This is a genomic window from Labilibaculum sp. K2S, assembly GCF_030372765.1.
GTDB lineage: Bacteria > Bacteroidota > Bacteroidia > Bacteroidales > Marinifilaceae > Labilibaculum.
This window is the reverse complement of sequence record NZ_JAUCMW010000010.1, coordinates 1-25,580: the sequence shown is the minus strand read 5'-3', so window position 1 is coordinate 25,580 and position 25,580 is coordinate 1. Positions and strand designations below refer to the sequence as shown.

General features: G+C 34.5%; 20 protein-coding genes. 12 read left to right on the top strand and 8 right to left on the bottom strand.

Going from position 1 to position 25,580, the window contains the following annotated elements; genetic code table 11:
• The 4 genes from QUH73_RS12445 (at position 1) to guaA (ending at position 4,195) form a co-directional block, all read left to right on the top strand.
• Positions 1-930 carry a ribonuclease Z gene (locus QUH73_RS12445; RefSeq protein WP_289530764.1) on the top strand — a complete coding sequence of 310 codons (930 nt, stop codon included), beginning with the start codon at positions 1-3 and terminating at the stop codon, positions 928-930.
• A gap of 61 nt (positions 931-991) precedes the next feature.
• Positions 992-2,239: a C1 family peptidase gene (locus QUH73_RS12440; RefSeq protein ID WP_289530763.1), complete on the top strand. Its 1,248-nt coding sequence runs from the start codon at positions 992-994 to the stop codon at positions 2,237-2,239.
• Positions 2,240-2,291: 52 nt separating this feature from the next.
• A complete protein-coding gene (locus QUH73_RS12435; RefSeq protein WP_289530762.1) occupies positions 2,292-2,549 on the top strand; it encodes a SemiSWEET transporter in 258 nt (85 codons plus the stop codon).
• A 113-nt stretch (positions 2,550-2,662) separates the two neighbouring features.
• Positions 2,663-4,195: a glutamine-hydrolyzing GMP synthase gene (gene guaA / locus QUH73_RS12430; protein WP_289530761.1), complete on the top strand. Its 1,533-nt coding sequence runs from the start codon at positions 2,663-2,665 to the stop codon at positions 4,193-4,195.
• A gap of 89 nt (positions 4,196-4,284) precedes the next feature.
• On the opposite strand, the gene QUH73_RS12425 is transcribed toward guaA, so the two are convergent.
• Entirely contained in the window at positions 4,285-5,019 is a 735-nt protein-coding gene (locus tag QUH73_RS12425; RefSeq protein ID WP_289530760.1) for an Hpt domain-containing protein, read from the bottom strand.
• Between the two features lie 106 nt (positions 5,020-5,125).
• On the opposite strand from QUH73_RS12425, the gene QUH73_RS12420 reads away from it, so the two are divergent.
• The 4 genes from QUH73_RS12420 (at position 5,126) to QUH73_RS12405 (ending at position 9,122) form a co-directional block, all read left to right on the top strand.
• Positions 5,126-6,739 (top strand): S41 family peptidase, encoded by a 1,614-nt coding sequence (locus QUH73_RS12420; protein ID WP_289530759.1) that lies wholly within the window; start codon positions 5,126-5,128, stop codon positions 6,737-6,739.
• A 196-nt stretch (positions 6,740-6,935) separates the two neighbouring features.
• The gene (locus tag QUH73_RS12415) at positions 6,936-8,099 is read left to right on the top strand and encodes a THUMP domain-containing class I SAM-dependent RNA methyltransferase (RefSeq protein ID WP_289530758.1); all 1,164 of its coding nucleotides are present in this window, start codon (positions 6,936-6,938) and stop codon (positions 8,097-8,099) included.
• 83 nt (positions 8,100-8,182) lie between these two features.
• Positions 8,183-8,722 (top strand): SiaB family protein kinase, encoded by a 540-nt coding sequence (locus QUH73_RS12410; RefSeq protein WP_289530757.1) that lies wholly within the window; start codon positions 8,183-8,185, stop codon positions 8,720-8,722.
• Between the two features lie 22 nt (positions 8,723-8,744).
• On the top strand, positions 8,745-9,122 hold the full coding sequence (locus tag QUH73_RS12405; protein WP_289530756.1) for a DUF1987 domain-containing protein: 378 nt from the start codon (positions 8,745-8,747) through the stop codon (positions 9,120-9,122).
• A gap of 100 nt (positions 9,123-9,222) precedes the next feature.
• Here QUH73_RS12405 and QUH73_RS12400 read toward each other — a convergent pair whose 3' ends face one another.
• The 3 genes from QUH73_RS12400 to QUH73_RS12390 are packed head-to-tail and all read right to left on the bottom strand — an operon-like array spanning position 9,223 to position 13,714.
• Positions 9,223-12,291: an ATP-binding cassette domain-containing protein gene (locus tag QUH73_RS12400; protein WP_289530755.1), complete on the bottom strand. Its 3,069-nt coding sequence runs from the start codon at positions 12,289-12,291 to the stop codon at positions 9,223-9,225.
• A 50-nt stretch (positions 12,292-12,341) separates the two neighbouring features.
• Positions 12,342-12,761, bottom strand: coding sequence for a hypothetical protein (locus tag QUH73_RS12395; RefSeq protein ID WP_289530754.1), 420 nt, complete (start codon positions 12,759-12,761; stop codon positions 12,342-12,344).
• Positions 12,762-12,781: 20 nt separating this feature from the next.
• Entirely contained in the window at positions 12,782-13,714 is a 933-nt protein-coding gene (locus tag QUH73_RS12390) for a hypothetical protein (protein ID WP_289530753.1), read from the bottom strand.
• A 255-nt stretch (positions 13,715-13,969) separates the two neighbouring features.
• Between QUH73_RS12390 and QUH73_RS12385 the strand changes: the two genes are divergently transcribed.
• Together QUH73_RS12385 and QUH73_RS12380 are read left to right on the top strand one after the other, a co-directional pair.
• A complete protein-coding gene (locus tag QUH73_RS12385; protein ID WP_289530752.1) occupies positions 13,970-16,126 on the top strand; it encodes a S9 family peptidase in 2,157 nt (718 codons plus the stop codon).
• 144 nt (positions 16,127-16,270) lie between these two features.
• On the top strand, positions 16,271-17,602 hold the full coding sequence (locus tag QUH73_RS12380; protein ID WP_289530751.1) for an MATE family efflux transporter: 1,332 nt from the start codon (positions 16,271-16,273) through the stop codon (positions 17,600-17,602).
• 30 nt (positions 17,603-17,632) lie between these two features.
• On the opposite strand, the gene QUH73_RS12375 is transcribed toward QUH73_RS12380, so the two are convergent.
• Positions 17,633-19,417: a hypothetical protein gene (locus QUH73_RS12375; protein WP_289530750.1), complete on the bottom strand. Its 1,785-nt coding sequence runs from the start codon at positions 19,415-19,417 to the stop codon at positions 17,633-17,635.
• 285 nt (positions 19,418-19,702) lie between these two features.
• Positions 19,703-20,158 carry a hypothetical protein gene (locus tag QUH73_RS12370; protein ID WP_289530749.1) on the bottom strand — a complete coding sequence of 152 codons (456 nt, stop codon included), beginning with the start codon at positions 20,156-20,158 and terminating at the stop codon, positions 19,703-19,705.
• Between the two features lie 176 nt (positions 20,159-20,334).
• On the opposite strand from QUH73_RS12370, the gene QUH73_RS12365 reads away from it, so the two are divergent.
• Positions 20,335-20,706, top strand: coding sequence for a BlaI/MecI/CopY family transcriptional regulator (locus QUH73_RS12365; protein ID WP_289530748.1), 372 nt, complete (start codon positions 20,335-20,337; stop codon positions 20,704-20,706).
• Position 20,707: 1 nt separating this feature from the next.
• Positions 20,708-23,353, top strand: a complete 2,646-nt coding sequence (locus QUH73_RS12360; RefSeq protein WP_289530747.1) for a TonB family protein — start codon at positions 20,708-20,710, stop codon at positions 23,351-23,353.
• A gap of 50 nt (positions 23,354-23,403) precedes the next feature.
• On the opposite strand, the gene QUH73_RS12355 is transcribed toward QUH73_RS12360, so the two are convergent.
• Both QUH73_RS12355 and QUH73_RS12350 read right to left on the bottom strand, forming a co-directional pair.
• Positions 23,404-23,967 carry a DNA-3-methyladenine glycosylase I gene (locus QUH73_RS12355; RefSeq protein ID WP_289530746.1) on the bottom strand — a complete coding sequence of 188 codons (564 nt, stop codon included), beginning with the start codon at positions 23,965-23,967 and terminating at the stop codon, positions 23,404-23,406.
• A 398-nt stretch (positions 23,968-24,365) separates the two neighbouring features.
• The coding region (locus tag QUH73_RS12350; RefSeq protein ID WP_289530745.1) for a TlpA family protein disulfide reductase at positions 24,366-25,580 on the bottom strand (1,215 nt) is incomplete at its 5' end.

The window sequence follows — 25,580 nt, the reverse complement described above, 5'->3', positions numbered from 1 at the left end:
GTGAAATTTGAAGTAACAATCTTAGGCAGTAACTCTGCTTTACCAACTACCAAAAGATTCCCAACCGCTCAAGTGCTCAATGTACTTGAGCGGTTCTTTTTAATAGACTGCGGAGAGGGAACGCAAATTCAAATGAAGCGGTTCAGGGTTCCTATGAGCCGAATCAACCACATTCTAATTTCGCACATGCATGGCGATCATATTTTTGGATTGATTGGGTTGCTGTCTACTTTCTCGCTTCAGGGACGAAAATCGGATCTGCATATTTACGGGCATAGTAAATTGGAAAGATTCATTCAATTTCAGTTGGAATTGTTGGAGACGAAGCTGGATTATCAGATTTTTTATCATACCATTTTTGGAACAGAAATTCAAACCTTGTTTGAGGATGATTCTGTAATTGTACAGTCCTTTCCTTTAAAACACGGTGCAATGCCATGTGCCGGATTTTTGTTTAAAGAAAAGGAGAGACTTCGAACTTTACAATCGGATATGCTCACTTTTTACAATGTTCCAGTTAAAAACAGGCATGCGATTAAGCAAGGGGCAGATTTTATTCGTGAAAATGGAGAGGTGATTTCGAATAAAAAATTAACAAAAGCCCCTCCTAAAGTAAGAAGTTATGCTTTTTGTACAGATACAGCATATTTGCCAAAAATTGCACCAATAATTGAAGGTGTTGATTTATTGTATCATGAAGCAACATTTTTAAAGTCAGAAGAAAAGCGGGCAAAGAAAACCTATCATTCAACTGCAGAGCAGGCAGCGAAAATCGCTGAAGAAGCTAATGTGAAAAAATTACTAATTGGTCATTTTTCTGCTCGCTTCGAGGATTTGAAAGAACATCTAAAAGAAGCAAAAGATATTTTCCCAAATTCAGCACTGGCAGAAGATGGGAAAAAGTTTTCAGTGGAACTTGATAGAGAATAATCATCTTCAATCAAGTTTTTTTTTACTTTAGTAGTTCATAAAATTTAAAATAGACACACAAATGAAGCGATTACTATTTATTGGTCTGGCTTTTGCTCTTTGCTCATCAGCAATGGGACAGCAAAAGCAGGATAAATCGAAATTTCAGGAATACAAGCCTGGTTATTATCAAAATTCGATTCTGAAGGACATTCGTAATGTGGATGAGCAATTGGAAAGTAAAGATGTTGACAAAAAATTCTTTATGGATCAAAGCTCTTACGAATTGCCCAATAAAGTATCATTGTATAAAGACAATACGGAATGGGCACAACCTACGCTTTCGCAGGGAAATACCGGAACATGCTGGTGTTTTTCCACCACTTCGTTTTATGAATCGGAAGTGCATCGTTTACACAAAAAAGAAGTAAAAATTTCAGAGCTGTATACAGTGTATTGGGAGTATGTTGAAAAAGCGAGGCGTTTTATTCAGGAAAGAGGAAATTCTCATTTCGAAGAAGGTGCCGAAGGTAATTCAGTTGCCCGAATATGGAAAGAATACGGAGCTTGCCCTCAGAGTGAGTTTACGGGCTTGTTAAATGGTCGTAAATTCCATACTCATGCAAAGATGTATAAGGAAATGATGGATTTTCTGAATGGACTAAAGCAAAGTAATGCATGGAATGAGGAGGAAGCTCTTTCAACGATCAAATCGATCATGAATCATTATTTAGGTACACCTCCATCAAAATTTACAGTGGAAGGAAAGGTGTATACGCCACAAACTTATCTTGCTGATTATCTGAAATTGAATATGGATGATTATGTAGAAATTCTTTCGTACAAACAAGAACCATATTGGGAACAGGTTGAATACAAAGTGCCTGATAATTGGTGGCATTCTAAAGAGTATTACAATGTACCTTTAGATGAGTATATGAATGCAGTGAAGAAAGCTGTTCGTAGCGGTTACACAATGAGTATCGGTGGAGATGTTTCTGAGGCAGGATTTTTAAGAACAACGAATTGCGCTATGGTTCCTTCTTTCGATATTCCTTCGGAGTATATTAACGAAGATGCACGTCAGTTCCGTTTTTCTAATGGTTCTACGACCGATGATCATGGAATGCATTTGGTAGGTTACTATGTTGATAAGGCGGGTAAAGATTGGTATTTGATTAAAGATTCAAGTTCGGGATCACGAAATATTGATGAAAACTCAGCTGAATTTGGATATTATTTCTTCCATGAAGACTACGTGAAACTAAAAATGATGGGGTTTACAGTTCATAAAGATGCAGTGAAAGACCTTTTGAAAAAATTTAAGTAATTTACAAACCCCTAAGCTTTTCTTAGGGGTTTTGTTTTAACTGAAATAATTAATGGAAACTACCGCGTCGATTTTAGGTTTTGTTGCAGCTTTCTGTACTACCGTTTCATTTATCCCGCAAGCATTACGTGTAATTAAAACGAAACACACGAAAGATTTGTCTTTGGCAATGTATTCCATGTTTAATATTGGAATACTGTTATGGCTACTTTATGGAATTGTCATTGTTTCATGGCCTATGATTCTTGCAAATGGGATAACTTTTCTTCTTACCTCAACTATTTTATATTTGAAAATCAGGTATAAGTGATTGTTTTTTAAATCGCTTTCAATTTCTGTTTTTGGTTGTCTTCAATTCGCAAATTTGTATATCTTTGTACGCCAAATAGGATTACTGAACAACCCCCTCAATTTATAGATTTTATGCAGGAAAAAATTCTGATTTTAGATTTTGGCTCACAATATACACAGTTGATCGCCAGACGAGTTCGTGAATTAAACGTTTATTGTGAAATTCATCCCTTTAATAATCCTCCGCTTATCGACGAATCGATTAAAGGAGTTATTCTTTCAGGAAGTCCGTTTTCTGTTCGCGACGAAAAGGCTCCAATTCCAAATTTATTAGAAATAAAAGGTAAACTTCCACTTCTGGGAGTTTGTTATGGTGCGCAGCATTTGGCTCACTGTTTTGGTGGAGAAGTTATGGCCTCTAATAAACGTGAATATGGTCGTGCCAATCTTACTTCTGTAGATAACAGCAACGAATTATTGAAAGGCATTAGTTTGAATTCACAAGTGTGGATGTCGCATGGTGATACCATTGAGAAAATGCCTTCAAATTTTAAAGTAATTGCAAGTACTTCGGATGTAGAGAATGCAGCGTTTGCGATTGAAGGTGAGACAAGCTTTGGAATTCAGTTCCATCCTGAAGTGTATCACACAACAGAAGGAAGTATTCTGTTGAAGAATTATATCGTAGATATTTGTGGTTGTCATCAGAATTGGACACCTGATGCATTTGTTGAAACAACAGTTGCAGAATTAAAAGAAAAGATTGGTGATGAATGTGTTATATTAGCTTTGTCAGGTGGGGTTGACTCAACAGTCGCGGCAATGTTGTTGCATAAAGCAATTGGCAAAAATCTGTATTGTATTTTTGTTGATAATGGTTTGTTGCGTAAGAATGAGTTCACCGATGTATTAGAAAAATATGAAACGTTAGGATTGAATGTGATTGGTGTTGATGCTGGTGAGAAATTTATTTCTGCACTGGCTGGTGTTACCGATCCTGAAACTAAGCGTAAAATAATTGGTAATGCCTTTATTGAGGTTTTCGATGAAGAATCTCATAAAGTTGAAAATGCCAAATGGTTAGGACAAGGAACTATTTATCCTGATGTTATTGAATCAGTATCGGTATCCGGAGGACCGTCGCAAACCATTAAGTCTCATCATAATGTTGGGGGATTACCCGATTTTATGAAATTGAAGGTGGTAGAACCTTTAAAATTGCTTTTTAAAGATGAGGTTCGAAGAGTAGGAAGAAGTATGGGATTGGAAGATAAATTCATTAGTCGTCATCCATTCCCAGGACCTGGTTTAGGAATTCGTATTTTAGGTAATATTACTGCTGAAAAAGTTCGTATTCTTCAGGAGGTTGATCACATCTTTATCTCAGGATTGGTAGAAGATGGATTGTACGATGAAGTTTGGCAGGCAGGAGTGATGTTGTTGCCGGTTCAGTCTGTTGGTGTAATGGGAGATGAGCGAACTTATGAAAGTGTTGTTGCGTTGAGAGCTGTTGGGTCTACCGACGGAATGACGGCGGACTGGTCACATTTACCATATGAATTTCTTGCAAAAATTTCGAACAAGATTATTAATGGCGTTAAAGGTGTTAACAGAGTTGTTTATGACATAAGTTCAAAACCACCTGCAACTATCGAATGGGAATAGTACCAAAGTAAAGGTTAAAAATATAGCCATATAAATTGCAACGCAATATCTTCGATTGAAGGTATTGCGTTTTTATTTTAATTGAAATGTTAGGATTTGAATTGATCTTGGTTGTCAAGATAAAATTTGCGGGCATTCTCAATGTCAGAAATTAATTGATTTAATTTTTGAACTGATAATTCCTGATCGTTATCTAAAATATGTTTTTCCAATTCGATAATGGTGGTTCTTGCTTCCTCCATGGAGAAATTTGCCAATACTCCTTTTAGTTTATGAGCAGCATCCTTTGCAAGTTTAAATTCCCCTTTATTTAAAGGAGTTTGGATATCATTAATTCGGGATTTCCAAATTTCAAAAAACTTTTCGATTACTGTTTGTATAAATTCGCGATTGTTGTCAACTCGTTTTAAAAGATCTTTGAAATTAATAATAACGGTTTTTTGATCACCTCTTTTTATATCTTTTGGTAGATCTATGAGTTTCAGTATCAATGATTTTAAATTCAGATTTTCCGGAAAGAAGAGTATTTTGTTGTCTTTGCAAAGCTGCTCATCTTCAGGATTAGTGGTAATAATAAGAAGTTTATTATTTTTTGGTGCAGAATTTGCGCAGTAGCTTTTTACAGATTCGACAGATCGATTTAATTCAATGGCATTTTGGTCATCTAACTGATATTTTGAGATAATTAAATCAAAATTTTCTTCGATGATTAATTCAATTGCTTCCTGTCCTGTGTTACAATTTTCAAAAGCTATTTGAGTCATTGAATCAATGTTCAGTGAATTATGAAAACCAATTAAAAGTATGTTCGGTTTATGTTTCATATTTGTATTTTACAATACCTGTATTTCTTATAAAAATTGTATCTTTCGGTGACTTTTTGAAATTTGAAATCAATTTGCGCAAAATTTATTAAAAAGCATAATTTATATGAGTAGTAAGAAATTATTTTTGAGGAACGTGGTTTCTATCTGTTTAGTCGGCCTGTTTATGTATGTCGGTGGACTTAAGGCTCAATCAGTAAAGAATCAAGCGATAAAATATCAAAATTTGTTGGCATTAATCGATGCATTCTATGTTGATACGGTTAGTCTTGAGCGGTTAACAGAGGATGCAATTGTTAAAGTGTTGTCCGAATTAGATCCACATTCGGTTTATATAAGCAAAGATGAGATTCAGGAAATGAATGAACCATTGCAGGGAAGTTTTAGTGGAATTGGCATCCAGTTTAATATTTTGAGAGATACATTAATGGTTGTTGCGACCATTCCTGGAGGTCCGTCAGAAAAGGTTGGTTTACGTGCCGGCGATCGAATATTAAAAATTGATAACGAAAATGTTGCCGCTATTGGATTAAAAAACAATGATGTTCGTAAAAGCCTGCGGGGTGATAAAGGAACAATTGTTAGTCTTGTAGTAAAGAGAAAACGCGAAAAGGAATTGATCGATTTTGTAATAACGAGAGATAATATTCCTATCCATAGTTTGGATGCTGCTTACATGATTAACAATCAGATTGGTTACATCAAGCTTAATCGATTTGCTGCAACAACTTCGGAAGAATTCCTGGAAGCTTTAATTAAATTAAAGGCTGAAAATATGCAGGATATGATTCTCGATTTAAGAGGTAATGGTGGCGGTTATATGCAGGCCGCAATTGAAATTGTTGATCAATTATTCGAAGCTGAGCAATTAATTGTTTATACTCAGGGTTTAACAAATCCAAGAAGGGAAAATATATCTACTGCCAAAGGTATTTTTAAAAAGGGGAAAGTTGTTGTGCTTCTTGATGAAGGATCTGCATCTGCATCGGAGATTGTTGCAGGAGCAATTCAGGATTGGGACAGAGGCTTAATTCTTGGCCGCAGATCTTTTGGAAAAGGTCTGGTACAACGTCAGTTTCCATTGTCTGATGGATCTATGATTCGTCTTACTACAGCTCACTATTATACTCCAACAGGAAGATGTATTCAAAAGTCGTATGAAAAAGGTTTAGAGGATTATCATTTGGATATATTAAACAGATATAAATCAGGCGAAATGATAAGTGCAGATAGCATACACTTTCCAGATTCGTTAAAGTATAATACATTGGTGAAAAAGAGAATTGTTTATGGAGGAGGAGGTATTATGCCAGATATTTTCATGCCTATTGATACAGCGGCTAATTTTAAATATTTCAATTTGTTGGTTCGGAAAAATGTAGTTTATCCTTTTGTTGTGAATTATATGGATCGGAACTTGAAGAAGTTGAGAAATAAATATGCAAATTTTGAAGACTTTGATAAAAACTTTGAAGTCAGTGAAGAGATGCTTCAAGAGATCGTTTCTATGGGAGAAAAAGAGGGGATAGAGAAAAATGAAGAGGATTATCTTGCTGTTGTTGATGATTTGAAACTTCATGTAAAGGCTCTTTTGGCCAGGGATTTATGGGAGAGTTCTGAGTATTATAAGGTTGTAAATAAGAAGAATGATTTTATATTAAAAGCGGTAGAGGTTTTGAGTAACCCTAAGATTTATCAGAAAGAATTAGCGAATGAATAAGTAATGATACTAAGCCGAAAGTTTAACTTTCGGCTTTTTTTATTAATATCTTCTCGAAAACCTATGTTTTTAAGAGCTAAAGATTAATTTTGTAGCCGAAATGCGGATCGAAAGCTTTGGTTTTTGAAATGAATAAGGAATTGTTTTTCTTGTAACCGTTATTTGAAATAATTAAGAGACATTAAAAAAGATAGTTTTGAAAACAGACTCGGGTAAATTCAGATTAATTGCAAAAACCTTTCAAGGGTTAGAGGAAGTATTGTTTCATGAATTGGAGCAATTAGGTGCAGAAGAGATTAGAATCTTAAAGCGAGCTGTGAGCTTTGTTGGAGATAAAAGCTTAATTTATAAAGCAAATCTTCATTTGAGAACTGCAACCCGAGTTCTTAAACCAATCCATAAATTTAATGCCAAGGACACAGATGAGTTGTACAAAGGGATTCAGGAGATAGACTGGAGCGAGTACATCACACATCGTGAAACAATTGCGATTGACAGTACTGTAAGTTCAGAAGATTTCAAACACTCTAAGTTTGTAACCTATCGTGTAAAAGATGCTATTGTTGACCAATTTTTCGATAAGATTGGAGATCGTCCAAATGTTCGGGTGGTTAATCCAACCTTAAGAATTAATATTCATATCGATAAAAATACCTGTACAGTTTCTCTTGATAGCTCAGGAGAATCATTACATAAAAGAGGGTATCGCGTTGCAGAAACAGCAGCACCACTTAATGAAGTTATGGCAGCAGGTATGATCTTGTTATCTGATTGGGATAAAAAAATGAATTTTATTGACCCTATGTGTGGTTCGGGAACCCTTTTAATCGAAGCCGCTCTTATAGCATACAATATTCCTCCTGGATTGTATCGTAAAGAATTTGCTTTCCAAAAATGGAAAGAATATGACGAAGATATGTGGGAAGATATCTATAACGAAGAAACTGAAGTGGAGTTTGAAGGAAAAATAATGGGCTCAGACATTTCTGACAAAGCAGTGGAGATTGCTGAAACAAATATTAGAAATGCAGGTTTGCGTAGAAAAATTGATTTGAAAATTACTCCGTTCCAGCAATTTGTACCACCTGTAGAGAAGGGGTTGATGATTACAAATCCACCTTATGGTGAGAGATTGAAGATTAAGGATTTGGAAGGATTGTATTCTATGATTGGAGAGCGTTTAAAGCACAATTTTGCTGGGTATGATGCATGGATATTGAGTTACTCGGAAGAGTGCTTTCATAGTATTGGATTGCGTCCTTCCCGAAAAATAACTCTATTCAATGGTCCATTGGAATGTAAATTTCAAAAATATTCAATGTTCGACGGAAAAAAGAACGAGAGATATAAAAAGGAGTAATTAGGAAAATTGATTCTATATCTCTATCAGCTCAACGATATTTTATTATATTTGTCTAGCAAGTAACAATAATTATATTATTTATGAACTTTGATTTAAACCAGTGGTATTCCGAAAAAATAGATGAAGATGCTATTTTCGATTATATGGGGAGGATTGAAGATGTGGATGTTACTGATATCTTGCAGTCGATTGAGCAAATATTGAAAGATAGAAATGAATCACCCAAGCTTTTCAAGAAAATTTTTAACGTACTGGTTGAATTGGTTCAGAATTTGCACCACCATGGTGAGGTTCCTTTTGATTTTGATGTTTCCTATGAAAAATTTGGTGTTTTAATTCTACGTGACGAAGGAACTCAATACAGAATTTGTGCCGGAAATTTTATTAAAATTGATGGACTAAGACTTATTCGAGATAGAATTGATCAAATTAATACATTGTCTTCTACAGAAACTCAAAGTTTATATCGGATTATTTTAGAAAACGAACAATTCTCTGAAAAAGGCGGTGGTGGACTGGGAATGGTTGACATTGCAAGAAAGAGTGGCAATAATATGGAATATCAGTTTTTTGAATACGACCCTAATTTTTTGTTTCTCGCTATAGATGTAATTATTTAATAACAATCAAAAATAGATTTTCATGAATTCACTTATTATAGAAGGCAGCCCTAAAACACCAAACATAAATTTTGATGGAGATGAAGGTTCTTTTTTAATTTCCGGACGATCAATTCCAGAGAATTCCTTAGATTTTTATAAGCCAATTATTGAGTGGCTTGATACATATATTAGTGAACCAAAGGAAGCAACGATCGTAAATATTAGACTTGAGTATTTTAATACCAGCTCTTCGAAATGCTTGCTTGATGTCTTTAAAAAACTTGAGGTTATATTTAAGCGTGGGCAAAAGGTTGGGATTAATTGGTATTATGAAGCGGATGATGAAGATATGTTGGAAGCTGGTGAAGATTATCAGTCTATTATTAAGATTCCATTTACAATGATAGAAGAAGAATAGTATATTTAAGATATAAAAAAACCGCAAGTTAAAACTTGCGGTTTTTTTATGAATTGGTGTCAACCTTTTTTTTGGATTTGACAAATTTATTTTTAAAGATTTATCGTTCGAATTTTTTCTTGTTAAATTTTCGGTCAAAAACACCTAATAGTTTCTTAAATAAGCCATAATACAGAATAATATATAGTGAAAATGTTGACAGCCATATAACGATGATGTTTACCCAGTAAGTGTCAAAATACTGTCCAAATACCCTTTTCTGAGGAGCATAAAAGTGTGCTTTAATAAAACTTCCTTCAGGATTTCTGTAAATAGGATCAATTTTCTGGAATAGTTTCCCTTTGTATTCAATAATTCGTTCGATATCGTTCGAGTTTCTAACAAACTCAGTAAGGCCATCATTCACGTATGATTTTTTCATGTTCACAAATGTCTGCTTGTCTAAAAATCCTTTTTGCAACTCGGTTAAGTGCTCGTCCTTTTTACGATTTGAGACATTGTATAAATTGATGTAGTATCGGTTCAATTTATTAAAATACTCCCGCGTTGCTTTAATAACGTCGGTGCTCAAATTTTCAGGATTTAGTTGGTCCAAATTGTCAAATGGAATTGCAATTTTATCAAGATCTTCTATAGAAAGTTCATTACGAAGGAGTAATAAATTTTCGGCAAGTTCCTTCTTTTTATCTGGTAATTTAAGATATCGTTCGCTGGTATTTAATTTGTTCTTAAGAATCGGCAACCAATAATTTTTACGATAATCAGCTTTACTCATTAACTTTTCGTAGATGTAAAAATTAGCCATGTATTCGTTGTCTTTGTATTGTTTTACAGCTAAAGCTTCATAAGCCCAACGAGCAGTAATTATTTCACCATACCAAGGAATATTATTCGGTGTGGAAATAGTCGGATTAAGTTTGTCGAACTTTACAATTATGCCACTTAAAATTAGCTGTGGTATTAAGATAAAAGGAATTAAGATGTAAATGGTAATTACAGTTTTAAAACTGTCTGAGATGATTAATCCAAGCATATTAGCAAAGCACCAGGCACTGAACAGAGCAAGCCAATATTCAAAATACATTCCTTTAATTTCCAGAATAGAATTTCCTATTATCGTAAATAAAAAGGCTTGAAAGGCCGATATGGAGAACAGAATAACAATTTTTGAGAGTAGATAACTAAATTTACTTAAGTTTAAAAAACGTTCTCTTTTAAGAATCTTTCGGTCTTTTATAATTTCTTCAGCACTAAGAGTTAAACCTATAAACAGAGCAACAATAACCGACATGAAAAGGTATACCGGAAGGTTGCTGTTATTACTAAAAGTATAACCTAATTCGTTGCCTGCATCAATGTTGTAAAATTTAATAATATAGCTCAAAAGAAAGGCTAATAATGGCGTTTCAAATAAGTTAATGAATAAGTATTGGTGATTTGCCAGTTTGGAAATTACATCCCTTTTTACAAATACACTAAATTGTTTAAATATATTTGGAATCTTGAAAGTTACCGGAGGAAGTTCTGTTGTATCCTCAATAGACTTATTTATACCAACATATTCGTGATATTTTTTATGCCATTGAATTGGAGATACCTTTCTAACCTGTGTAGGATTACCATATTCATCCAATACCTCAGATTCAACAATATTAAAAATCTGGTCTGCATCTACATTACCGCAGGATGAGCATTCACTTTCTGTGCGGTTTGCCCGCATTGTTTGCGATTTGAAATAGGTTATCGCATCAAGAGGATTCCCGTTAAAAATTAGATAGCCACCAGTATCCAGAATTAACAAGCGATCGAACATTTTAAATATATCCGAAGATGGTTGATGTATTACGACAAAAATCAACTTCCCTTTTAATGCTAAATTTTTAAGAAGATCCATAATTTTTGCAGAATCTCTCGATGATAAACCTGAAGTTGGTTCATCAAGAAATAATACGGAAGGTTCACGAATCAATTCCAAAGCAATATTTAACCGCTTTCGCTGCCCGCCACTAATTTTTTTATCCAAAGGATTGCCCACCTTAAGATTTCGGGCATCGTACAATCCAAGATCTTTAAGTAAGTTTAATACAATTCTAATTAGTTGAAAAGTGCTGTATTTGTCGAAGCAAAGTTTGGCATTAAAATATAGGTTTTCGAAAACGGTAAGCGATTCTATCAATAAGTCATCTTGCGAAACATGACCAACAACACCTTCCAGTTGGGATCTATCAGTTACAATATTGTATCCATTAATTTCTACGATTCCATCACTGGGATTTTCTGACCCATTTAGAACATTTAAAAGGGTTGTTTTACCAGCACCACTTGATCCGATAATACCAACCATTTTTCCTGATTCTTCTTTGAAAGAAAGATCATGAATACCAATATTATTTTCTTTAAACCGGTATTCAATATTTTTGGCTTCGAATACAACCCTTTTGTGTTCCTGATCGCGATGAAAGGTCGTGGTAATATCACTAAAATAGATTGGGTTAATTTTCGGATTTCGGATGGATGAACCTTGAGTTAAAAGATGTACTCTCTCTGGATTAAGATTCTGCCCGTTCATGATTAGCTCTTCAATTCCCTTGAATCGCAACACGAACATGTCTACTCGCTTAAGACGAAGAATTTTAATTTCACCTACGAAACCTTCAGCGTAATAATGTTCTCCTACTTCAAATACTTTGTTTTCATTACTAACGGTAAGTAAACGTACTGATCTGGTGATTTCATCGAAATCATTTAGAACAAAATTCTTTAATCGATCATAACTTCCAAGAGGAAGGTTAAAAGTTTCTGCAACAGTTTCAACAAAGGCGAATTCTTGATTACTAATTTCTTCTTCCAATTTCAGGAATTCCAACAATTGAATGAGGACAATAACCTTTTGGCGGACAATGAGTTCTTCGTTTATTTCGGTGCATATGCGAAGTACTCTCACCGAGCTTGCTGAAGTGTATTTCTTAATTTTTGTAGTTCTTGTAGTACGCTTCTGATTCGCCTCATAGTGTTGATCGTATAAGCTAAGATATTCCTCAGCTGTTTCTTGATCAAGTTGTTGCTTGAGATATTTGGAAACCATTCTCCGCCTCTCTATTGCTGAACTTTGTGGGTGAGCAATGATCGCAAATAATTGCATTAAAGCCTTAAGAATTCGTTCACTCATGGAATGTGAGAGTTAGTGGTGTATTTGGAGGAAGAAGAAATGAACGGATATTATTGTTTAAATCCGATCAAGAGAAGGACAAATCCGGATGTTACTTCTTTCTGATTTAATTTGGCTTCAATGGTACAATTTATCGAGTTGGTAAATTGAAAATCCCAATATGGCGAGTTTTTATGATCCTTATTGGAAAAAAGCAAATGATTTTCCTCATCATAAATTGAGAAGATTACATTTTTTTCCATTTTACCAGTGGCTCCTACAATTCTGTAATAGTTATTGGCATAAAAAGTTGTATGAAATTCGGCAACTTCACCTCCCGATAGCAGGGCTTTATATTGTTGACCATCGGATATAAATTCAGGCTCCAGATATTTTGTGCAGTTTTGCAATGTAATATCCGATTGCGCATTTGAGGGAAGGCTAAGGCCTGTAAAGAATAATATAAGAAAAAGGGTATAGAAGCGATTCATAAGTTGTTTTTTTAATTGGATTACTTGATGATGTAGTTACGAATAACACTTACTTTATCAGTAATTGAAGCTAACTGTTCTTTGTTCATTACCAATTCAGATTTGCTTTTTACTATTGTAAGTTTGTTTTTAGCATCAGTAATTGGAGGAACATATGTGTATTTATCTTCTATTTCATCAAATGTATAAGCTAAATCGATCAATCGATCAACCAGAAAGTAGAAGTCTTTAGATTCATTTGAGTAGGGTACCAAAAGTTTTATTAAATTTTCAAGAGGTCTTTTCTGCTCTGAAATCCGAGTCATTAATTCTTTGTTTGGATTCGTTTTGATTTGCTGGGTTAGAATGTAAACCGATTCTATCCAACCACCTGCTAAGATTAAAGCTCCGGTATTTTCTCTGTCATTGGCTTTTAAATAATTATCGATCTTACGATAGGTCGTACTTACAATAACGAGCAAAGAGTCTCTGTTTTCAATATTTTTCTCGATACGTTCAATCGTAGGTTTATCCATTGCGTTGTATAATCCAATTTCCTGAGAAAGGATTTTTAAAACTGCAAAATAACTGGCTGCATCCTGAGTTTGACGATAGATGTTAATGTACCCTAAATCAGATCCGTATATGCCGAAATTTACAGCTTTGCTAAAATTTTCAACATAGTCACTTGCTTTGCTTGTGGTATGCAATAAATCCTTATTGTAAGGAATTCCCGATTGCTCAAGAAGCAATGAGATTTGATATGGTGATGGCAGACTGAAGAGAATATTATTGTATTTAAAAATATTCGCAGACTGATCTATATCTTCCATGATAGCAGCTTCTGTAGTTATCTCGTCAGTGGCAGCATCATTTTTAGTCTTATTTTTACGCAAAATAAAAAATGTTACTATTGCAGCAATGGAGATTAAAATAAGAAATTTAATACTGTTTGGTATTTTGTTCTTCGGCATATTGTATAACTTAAAATTTATTAAGCCAATTTAGAAAGAATAAACTACTTCTCAAAGCTGAGTGAATACTGCACTGCTGATTCGTTCTACGAATTTACTATTGATTGAGTTTTTCGATCTTACTTTGGATTTTGTCCAAAGTAATTGGTGATTGTCTCGTTTAATTATTCTTTCATTATTACTCTATTTCTACTAAAAAGGATACATTTGGAGACGAATTTTTTGAAAAGAAATATAACAACAACAAAAAACACTATGAAAAGAGTATTCCTTCTAACCTATTTACTAATCATTTGTGCCCTTTTTACAGCCGCAGATGCTCAAACAAAGAAATTGAGTATGGAAGACGCTATTTTGGGACAATGGGGAAAGTTTTATCCTGAAAATTTATCTCAATTATCGTGGAAAGGTGAAAGTAATCTGATATCCTATGTTTTAAACAATGAAATTATGCTTGTTAAGCCAGAAGAAGAGGCTAAAGCGATATGTAGTTTATCAGATCTAAATGAGATTTTAAAATCTGCTGAAATTAAAGAATTAAGCAGATTGCCACAGTTCTCATGGATAAGTGATGATGTGATTCAATACAATGCTAAAGGTAATTTAATTCAAATTGATTTACTCAATAAGAAGCTTGTGCTCAAATTGGAAATTAGCTCTAAGGCCGAAAATACCGAATTTTGTGCAATGAATTCATCTGTTGCATATACCCTTGAAAATAATCTATATATAAGCAGTGAAGATGAAAAGGAGTTTGCTGTAACTTCAGATCAGGATAAGAATTTGGTTAACGGTCAGACAGTTAGCCGGAGTGAATATGGCATTTCGGATGGAATTTTTTGGGGACCAAAAGGAGAGTTTTTGGCTTTTTATCGTAAAGATGAAAGTAATGTTACCACATTTCCATTGTTAGATATCAACACACGAGTTGGTGATTTGAAGGAAATTAAATATCCTATGGCTGGTATGGGCAGCGAAACAGTGAGTTTGGGTGTTTATAATCTGAAAGAGAAATCGACAGTATGGATTCAACCTGATGATTTTGGAACGGATCAATATTTGACAAATATCACATGGGGTGCAGATGGAAAATTTATTTACATCCAGGTTTTGAATCGCGCTTCGAATCATGCTAAATTGAATAAATACGAAGCTGCAACAGGTAAATTTGTAAAAACACTATTCGAAGAAAAAAATGATCGTTGGGTGGAGCCTTCCCATGAGTTGATTTTCTTAAAAAACAATCCAAATCAATTTGTTTATCAGACCAATAACCGAGATGGTTTTAATCATGCCTATTTATATGATATTGAAGGGAAATTGATTAAACAATTAACCTCAGGTGATTGGGAAATTACTGATATTTTGGGTTTCGATAAATCAGAGAAAAACATGTTTTTTGTATCAACGGAAGTGAGTCCGATAGAAAGACATGCATATAAATTGAATTTAAAAACAGGAAAGCGTATTCGGTTAACGACCGAGGAAGGAACTCATGCAGTTCAGCCAAGTGCCGATGGTAAATTTATTATTGATAATTACAGCAGTTTAAATGTACCGCGAAAAATTAATATTGCTGATGCAAAAGGCAAAGTGATAAAGGAATTGGTGAATGCTGAAAATAAGCTGACTGATTATAATTTGGGTGAAATCTCTTTGGGGACAATAAAATCGGCAGATGAAAAAACTGATTTGTATTATAGAATGGTTAAGCCTGCTGATTTCGATCCAAATAAAAAGTATCCGGTGGTAGTTTACGTTTACGGCGGACCGCATGCGCAATTGGTAACTAATAATTGGTTGGGTGGTTCTCGTTTGTGGGAGCAATATATGGCACAAAATGGTTATTTAATCTATGTTTTGGATAACAGAGGATCAGCAAATAGAGGAAAAGAGTTTGAGGCCATCATTCACCGCCAGTGTGGTCAACCCGAAATGGCAGATCAAATGAAAGGTGTGGAGTTTTTAAAATCATTACCCTATGTTGATGCTGATCGTATTGGCGTTCATGGATGGAGTTATGGCGGTTTTATGACCATTTCCCTAATTACAAATTATCCGGATGTATTTAAAGTTGCTGTAGCCGGTGGTCCAGTAATTGACTGGAAATGGTACGAAGTGATGTACGGAGAGCGTTATATGGATACTCCGGAAGAGAATCCGGAAGGATATGCTATGACCTCGTTACTTGCAAAGGCAAAGGATTTGAAAGGGAAACTTTTAATTTGTCAGGGAGCAATTGATAATACCGTGCTATGGCAGCATAGTTTGAATTTTATTCGGGAGTGTATTAAAAACAATGTTCAGGTTGATTATTTCCCTTATCCTTGTGCAGAGCATAATGTACGTGGGCGTGATCGCATTCACTTGAAGCAAAAGGTGAGTAATTATTTTGATGATTATTTGAAATAAGAGAGACTGGTCAGCTATAAAAATAAATAAATCGTCATCCCAATTCCGATATTTTTCGGCAATTTTGGGATGACGATTTATTTTGTTCCTGAAGTGTCACTCATTATGATTTTTAAGTGCGCATACATTAAATAAAATATCAAATTGAAAACACAAATCAATTACAGAAGTATCTGGAAAATAGCTTATCCTATTATTTTAGGAAGTGCAGCCCAGAATATAATTGCTCTTACCGATACTGCTTTTTTAGGTCATCTAAGCGAAACAGCTTTGGGGGCTGCAGCTATTGCAACAATATTTTATTTTGCGATTGTAATGCTTGCCTGGGGTTTTGGCTTGGGAGCTCAAATTGTTATTGCCAGAAGAGTGGGAGAAGGAAATCTTAAACTTGTTGGTAAAACCTTCGATCATGCTTTGTATTTCTTATTGGTTTTGGCCGTATTGCTGGTCGTCTTTATGGAATTACAAGCTCCGCCTATTTTAAAGGCTATTGTGAAATCGAATGCAATATATGATGCCAGTATGGATTACATTTCTTATCGGGCGTGGGGAATCATGTTTGCTTGTGTAAATCTATTGTTCAGAGCTTTCTATATTGGAATCGCAAAAACAAAAATAATTGGTTGGAGTACCATTTTTATGGCAATTATTAATATATTTTTCGATTACGTACTGATATTTGGGGAGTGGGGATTTCCTGAAATGGGAATAAAAGGTGCAGCCATTGCTTCGGTAATTGCCGAGCTTTGTGTTATGGTCGTTTTTATCTTATATACGCTAAGAAAAGTTCCTGTTAAGACCTATGATTTATTTGGTTTTGCAAAAATTGATTGGGAGCTCTATTCGCGACTAATTAAAGTATCTTTTCCTATGATGATTCAGAATTTTTTAGCCTTGTCATGTTGGTTTGTTTTCTTTTTAATGGTGGAAAGAATGGGGGAGAGAGAGCTGGCAATTTCAAATATTATAAGAAGTATTTATGTTTTGATGATGGTGCCGGTTTGGTCTTTCGCATCAGCGGCTAATACTTTGGTGAGCCAGGTTATTGGGGAAGGACATTCGGGTGAGGTTATGCCGGTTATTTGGCGAACAATTAAGTTATCCTTTCTTTCAGTTTTGGTATTGGTTGGTATCTGTATCATTAATCCCGAATTAATAATTTCAATTTACACCGAAGAGCTAAGTTTAATTGCTGATACAAAACCAGTTTTGTACGTGATTTTTGGTGCATCTTTGATTTTTCCAATTGCAGTGACTTTTTTTCATGGCGTTTCAGGAACAGGAAATACTTTTCATGCTATGTTGATCGAGATCGGAGTTTTAGTATGTTATTTAGGCGGAGTCTATCTTTTAATAGCAGTTTTAAAATTACCGATTTCAGGTGTGTGGACTTCGGAGTATTTTTATGGTGGTTTTCTTGGTTTGAGTTCATGGTTGTATCTTAAATTCGTCAATTGGAAAGAAAATAAGATTTAATTTTTTAGCGGATAAGAAGATTCCAAATAACTATTCAAAAGGAATTACTTCCGGTTGAGAAACTCTAAAGTTATTGAATTTAGGTCTTTCTTCTCCGGATAATTGATATTCAAACTGGTTAAAATCGGAAGGCGCTTTTGGATAAAAAGCAAGGCGCAACTGTATGGTTTTAAATACCAAATTTTCGTTCCGCAAACGAATACCAAATCCTACACCATAGTAAAATTTTTCTTTAAGAATATTCTTCTTATTACTACCAATAAATCCCATGTCGGCAAAGGTGTAAAAAGCAAAACGAAAGCCCCCTAAAGTGTAGGGGGTAAAGGCAACGGTTTCCAAATTGAGAACTAATTTTTGAGTGCCTATTACATCTTCTTTTGAAAAACCTCGTATTCCTGTATCAGTAATTAGGCTTATGAATTCTTCTGGAAATCTTCTTATTCCTAATGTATATTGCAAATCTGCAAAATTACGAAGACGAAGAGGTCCGAGATTACGAATGCGACTGAAGAATTTTGTTTGACCAAGTAAGACACCCTGTTCAAACCTTTCTGAATTAAAATATCCGCCAAGCGCAACACGATTAAAGAAATAAGTTCTGCTTTTCCGAAGGTAAATTGCTTTTTGTAAATCAAAACCCAAATATCTTCTATAGGAGTACTCCCGGTCTTCGTACCCCATGGTAAGTTGTGCTAAAGAACCATATGGTATATCCTCAGTCCGTCCAAAATTGTAAATTAGATTACTCTTGTAATATTGAATTTGACTTAAGCTTAAACTAGCCAGATAGAGAATATTATTGTGGAAAAATTGATTCAGGGTAGGACCGACTTCCGGTCTTTCGAAAAATTCCCGACCCGATATTCTTCCTGTCAGATATAATTTTCTTCGGGCAAATTGCTTTCCCGATTTCACTTTATAGGAACGACCAAACCAAATATTTCCATAATTAAAATCCAAAGGTATTTCGTTAATAATCGGATCATCTTTTTGAATTTCGTCCGATCTCGCGGTTTTAGAGAGGGTAAAGCCTCCGGCATATTTGGTATTGTAGGTTGCGAAACTTCGATCTAAATCTATTTGAATAACCGATTTTTCATAGGTGTTTTGGTAGGTGAAAGTTGCATCTATATAGGATCTTCGGATATTTCTGATTTTATATTTTCCTGTGTAACCATATTTCTGATCTTTATTTGAATCGAATTCAAAACTATTGCTGAATTCATGTCCTAATCCATAAAGATTTCGACTGTATATTTCAAAATCGGTAGAGGTTAGGGAGCCAACCTTCATATTTGCTCCCCACGAAAACTGATCTTTAACCCACAATTGAAGATCGACTAATTTGTGGGAACCCAATACAGGAACTACTCTAAAGTAAGCATCTTTAATGTATGATAATTGACGGATTAGCCGTTCATTATCAGCTAGATTGTATGGATCTATATCATCACCTTCGTTTATTCGTAACAGTTTGCGTAAATGATTTTTCCGACTGGTATTATGAAGTTTATTTCCAGTTGTTTCTATCCAGGTTGTTGCAACTTGGGTAGTATCATATAAAGTAGGTCCAAATGGTTCTAAAACCCGAACAGTAATGTTTCGTATTGTTTTACCTTGATACTGCACGAAAGGGGTTTCACTGCGTTCTGTTTTTATCGTATCTGTTGGATTTAGTTTGTCGGGTGAAATAAAAAACAAATTGTATAATTCCTTGGTGAACTTACGCTTGCCGGCACCCCGTTGCAGAGAATTGTAAAATTTAGATACATTTTTTGAATTGTTTTTAAAACGTTTTTCTCTTACGGTATCCAATAGAAAAACAATTGTGTCTCTGGAAATGATATAGGTACTGTCTTGTAATTTGGCATGTTGCTTTTTTTCAACAAGCGTATCTTTTCGCGAAATCCTCTGCCCATTTGCATGGATAAGATTTCCTATCGAAAGAATAAGAATCAGACAATATGTACCAATTTTACGAATGAGTCCAAATTTTAATTACAAAGAGGATGATCTTTTCCCAAAGATATATAAATTGTAATTTGATTTATGCGTACCAAAGCACAAGAATCATACCTCAATAGGTCTTAAATAGTTATGTTATTTTAAATTGGTGATATCTGTAAGTTTTTTATTGAGATGATTTATGCTTTCTTCAGTCCATTTCCACTTGCCTTCTTTTCTTATTTCACCCGCTAAAAATTTGCCTTTAAAAAATTCAAGAGTCTCTACTGCACTGCCAAAACCAAATCGTTTCAATCCCATTTTAAAAACAATTTTATCGTACTGAATTTTTTCTTTTCCACGGAAAAATATTAGGTAATAGTAGTATAAGCTTATTTCGGCTGTGTGATCATCGAACTCTATTTTGTAAATGATTCTGTTACTTTTTAAAAATAACAATAACACATACATACATAGCACTGTAGTTAGATAAACCACGTTTATGCCCACAAAAAACAGGATAATGACAAGTAGAAGTGCTAGTAAGGAAAGCTCCTTTTTTATTCTTTTCCCTAAGGGATATTCAAGAGGGTTTAATTCAAATTTTTCCATTGCTTATTTTTTGCATAGTTAGCAAAATAGCTAGTAGTAATCAAACTTAGGGAGATTATAATAAGTAGTATCAATAATTAATTTATATTAATCTACTAAAGTTTTAGTAATAAGATTTGTCTACTAAAAAAATAGTACTAAGTTTGTAGTAGATTAATCTAAACGTAAATATTGATATGAAGGAGTTGACCAAAGCAGAAGAGCAAGTGATGCAAATTGTGTGGGATTTGAAAGAAACTAATGTAAGAGATGCGATAACTTGTTTTCCGGATCCTAAACCTGCTTATACAACGGTGGCGACTGTAATGAATGCCTTAGAGAAAAAAGGATTTGTGAATAAAATCGCTCAAGGAAAATCTCATGTGTTCTCTGTTAAGATACCAAAAGAAGATTATTCGGGATATAAAGCGGGAGCATTGGTGACAAATTATTTTAACGGTTCATTTTCGAGAATGGCTTCTTTCTTTGCAAAAGACAATAAGCTGAGCATTCAGGAATTGGAAGAGATGATTAAGATTGCTAAACGCGAAATAAATAAAGAGAAGTGATATGGGAGTAATGACGGATTATTTACTGCAGTCATCGGCTGTTCTGGTTTTGTTTTATCTGATTTACATTTTGATATTGCGAAACGAACGATTCTTCGCAGAGATTCGCTTTTACCTGCTGGGAAGTGCGTTTTTAGCTCTAATTCTGCCCCTTCTAAAGTTTTCTTACGCGATTACTGTAGAATCAGTCTTTGTAAATGATTCGATGGGAGATTTATTTGTTGATTCACTTTCTGGAGAGGCAATTCAGCATGCCAAATCTATAATTTCCTTGGAATCGTTGTTGCTTTTAATTTATCTGACTGTGTGTACCGTTCTATTTGTTAGAAGTGTTTTAAAGGTTCTTCAAATAAGACAATTAATAAAAGCTGGAGAATATCAAATTGTTGATGAACAGAAGGTAATTCTTTTGGATCAGTCAATATCTGCTTTTTCTTTTTTCGGATACATTGTAATGAACAGAGAGGAGTTTAGCGACAAATCTCTGAATAATATATTTGCGCATGAAAAAGTACATGCTCAGCAAAAGCATTGGATCGATCTGCTGTTTGTTGAACTGTTGACCATTGTATTTTGGTTCAACCCTTTTGTATGGCTTTATCAGGTTGCGGTAAAACAGACGCATGAACTTTTGGCTGATGATGGAGTGATAGCGCGCGGCTTTAACATCGGACAATATCAGGCAATTTTAATGAACCAAATTATGGGAACAGAGGTTTTGGGCTTAGCCAATAACTTTAACTATTCCATCACTAAAAAACGTATGATTATGATGTCAAAAGAAAAAAGCCCGCAAAACAGGCGCTATAAATTACTGATTGTTATCCCGGTAGTGTTTGCTGTATTGTTGTTCAATCTGCAAATAGTGGAAGTACAGGCACAGGAAAAGAAAGTGGAAAAAGTGGTTAATATCATTGAATTAACCGGACAATTAATTGATGAACAAGATACTCCTGTTAAAGGAGCAACGATTCTTAACCGGAGTAATGAAGTGGGAGTTACTTCCGACAGGAACGGGAAATTTAAACTTCTGGTGGCAGAAGATGCTACACTAGGAGTAAGAGGTGAAGGTTATGCAAGAAAAGTGTTGATTTTAGACGAATTGACTAAATATGCTGAGAAGACAGAAAACGGATATTTCGTAAAGATTAAAATGTACTCCGAATCTTCAGCTCAAAAGGATGAAACTTATTACAAAGACGAGCAAGTTTTTGTTACAGCAGATCAAATGCCGGAGTATCCTGGGGGATCACTTGCCTTACAAAAATACATTGCTGAAAATGTAAAGTATCCGGCCGAGGCATTGAAAAAAGGGATTCGTGGTAGAGTATTTGTGACATTTATCGTAAGTAAAGAAGGTGATGTTGTGCAAGCCCGGGTTGTTCGTGGAGTAGATGCTTCTTTGGATGCAGAAGCACTTCGAGTGATGAATTCAATTCCTAAGTGGACACCTGGTTATGAAAAAGGAAAAGCAGTGCATGTTTCCTATACAGTTCCAATAAATTTTGATTTTAAGGATGATGAGAAGATAGATGAAGTAAGTGTTGATGGTAGGGTTAATATGAGTCAAATGGATGGTGTTGCACCTAAATTTCCAGGTGGCCTTGTCGAATTACAAAAGCACATTGTAAGAAATGTAAAGTATCCTCAAGAAGCTCAGGAGAAAGGAAGAACAGGAAAGGTATTTGTTACATTTGTTGTAAATAAATTGGGAGCTGTTGATAGTGTTCGTGTTGCGAAAAGTGTTTCGCCTTCGTTGGATGCAGAAGCAATTCGAGTAATAAAAACATTGCCTAACTGGATTCCTGGAAGCAATGATGGAAAGCCGGTTAATGTTACCTACACACTTCCAATTAATTTCGATCTTAAAGATGATAAAGGTCTGATTGCTGTTGATGAGCCTAAAATAGGAATGGAAAAGTACAAAGGCGAAGATGTTTACGTTATAGTAGAAAAAATGCCGGAGTATCCTGGCGGGTCATTAGCCTTACAAAAATACATTGCTAAATCTGTGAAATATCCACAAGATGCCCAGCAAAAAGATATTTCTGGACGTGTATTTGTGACATTTATTGTAAGTAAAGAAGGTGATGTTGTGCAAGCCCGTGTTGTCCGTGGAGTCGATCCTTCTTTGGATGCAGAAGCACTTCGGGTGATGAGTTCAATTCCTAAGTGGACACCTGGTTATCAAAAAGGAGAAGCTGTTAATGTTTCTTATACCGTGCCAATTAATTTTGGTTTAGAAGATGATAAGAAGAAAGAAGTAGAGCCGAATCGAAAAACAAGTTTGGATTCAAAGATTGAGTCTGAAAAGGAAGAATTTATTTATAATGACGAGCCTGTTTTTGTTATTGTAGAGGAGATGCCGGAGTATCCAGGGGGAGCTTTGAAATTAAAAGAGTTCTTGGCTAGTGAAGTGTCTAAATTGGATACTAAATATGATATTGGAAAAAGATGCTTTATCACATTCCTGGTAACAAAAGAAGGATTGGTTGCAAATGCTCATGTTGTAAGAGGGACAGGTGATAAAGACGTGGACTTAAAAGCATTGGAGATTGTTAATAGTTCTCTAAAATGGAAGCCCGGTAAACAAAGAGGACAAGCAGTAAATGTATCGTATACTGTACCAGTTAATTTCGGAGCATAAGTTAGTTTAAAAAAAGGATTGCCCTTGACTTCGGTCAGGGGCATTTTCGTTTACACCTCTTTGTATCGAAAGCAATCGGTAGTGTGATCGTTTACCATTCCGGTTGCCTGCATAAAGGCATAACAAATGGTTGGGCCAACAAATTTGAAACCTCTCTTTTTCAAATCTTTGCTCATGGCATCCGATTCGGGTGTAGAGGCAGGAACTTTAGATAGACTTGCCCAATGATTTTGAATGGTTTTTCCATCCGTAAAGCTCCATATATATTTGTCGAAACTGCCGAATTTTTCTTGAACCTCAAGAAATGCCTTAGCATTTTTTATAGCAGAAGTAATTTTCAGTTTGTTTCGAATAATGCCCTCATTTTGAAGTAATTCATCTACTTTATTCTGAGTATAATTCACAATAATATTTGGATCGAAATTATCGAAAGCTTTGCGGTAGTTTTCTCGCTTTCGTAAAATGGTAATCCAACTTAAACCAGCTTGTGCTCCTTCCAAAATAAGAAATTCAAACAGCATCTTATCATCGTGCAAGGGTGCTCCCCACTCGTTATCGTGATAATCGCAATACAATGGATCGTCGCCAGCCCATTTGCATCTTGTTACAGTCATTGTTGTCAATTTTAAGCTTCCAGATAAAGATATAAAAGATAGTTTAGACTTATGTGTTGCCACCCAGCTTTAGTCCGTGGTTTTTAATCATAGATATATGAAAAGGAAATGAGTGATGATTTACACTTTAGTCTGAATTTTAGTAACTTACTATTTTACAAACTAAATTTTACGATGGAACATATGAGAATCACGAAAAAGGAACAAAAACCATAAAAACAAACAATTCGGAAACAACAATGCAATATATCCAATGCAATAAGTTTAATCGGATTCAATACTGTAAGAATAAAAAAACAATTGAAACTGCTCAGCTTTAAATTTCTTTAGGTTTGGGACAACACAGGGACAATCACAGTAGAGTCTACTGAATCATACCTGTGATTGATCCCTAATTATTACAGGGCGTTTACCCTTATTAATTCATTAAATATTTTCTCTCCCGAAGAAGGTCTGTCGGCATTTTTATTTATTATTATTCCATCTTTTACAATCATATATGTTGGGTAGCCTTGAAATTTGAATTTAGATTTTATTAAATCCGTTTGTCCCTTGTCTAAATGATAATTTTTTCCCGGAATATTATTTTTTTTGATAAAAACCGACCATGTATCATGGTCTGAATCGCAACAAATAGAAATAATATTGATATTTTTACCTTCAATTCTATTATGCAATTCAATTAATTTAGGTATTTCAGCACGACAAGGACCACGCCAAGTAGCCCAAAAATCTATGTATAGTGTTTTTCCTTTCGAGTCTTTAATTATAGTTTCAAATAAATCTCCTACAATTCTATGCTCTTCCTTCGTAATTTCATCAATGGAAATTATATTGTTTTTCAAAGATTTCTTAGCTTGTTGTACTCGTATAGTAAGTTCAGAAACTAAAAGAGGATTACTTATTTTGTAATTTTCACTTTTGTAATATCGGTCAAAATCAGAAAATGAATCCTCGAAAAACGAATTCATTAACTTAAATACCATAATGTCTCTGATTATCCCTTCGTTTTCGTTAAGCATGATATTATCGATAGCAGTTTTATAAGCCTCATAGTAATTGTTATTGTTTAAATAATTTATTACGTCTGCATTGTTCTGAATATACTTATCCATTGTATAATGCCATACATGCAGACTAAACATAGAGGAATTTAAAAATTGTGGATTATCTATTGGAAACATCTTCGTTTTGAAAATACTGTCAGTTTTTGGTAGGTTATTATAAAATAAGTATGCTTTGTAATTAATAAGGTAATTTGCATTGTTATAGATTATATCATTTTTTGCCCATTGGATAAATTTACTCGAAGGGTTGAATTGTCTTACAAATAGATTTAATTCATTTAATTCACTTTCAATTTGCTTTGATAGCTCTACGTGATACAGTTTAATGCTTTTACCTTCACATTTTGGATTAAAGGCCAACGTCTTTTTATAGGTTTTAAATTTCTGGATTTCCTCATTAATTTTTTCATTATCCCCTACCACTTTTATTTTATAGTGTCCATCAGTAATATTTTGAGCATCAAAACTTAAAAACAAACTATCTGAAGGTTCTGGATAAATCGCTCCATTATGTGCCACCCATTTCGGTTCAAAGTGTGCCACTGA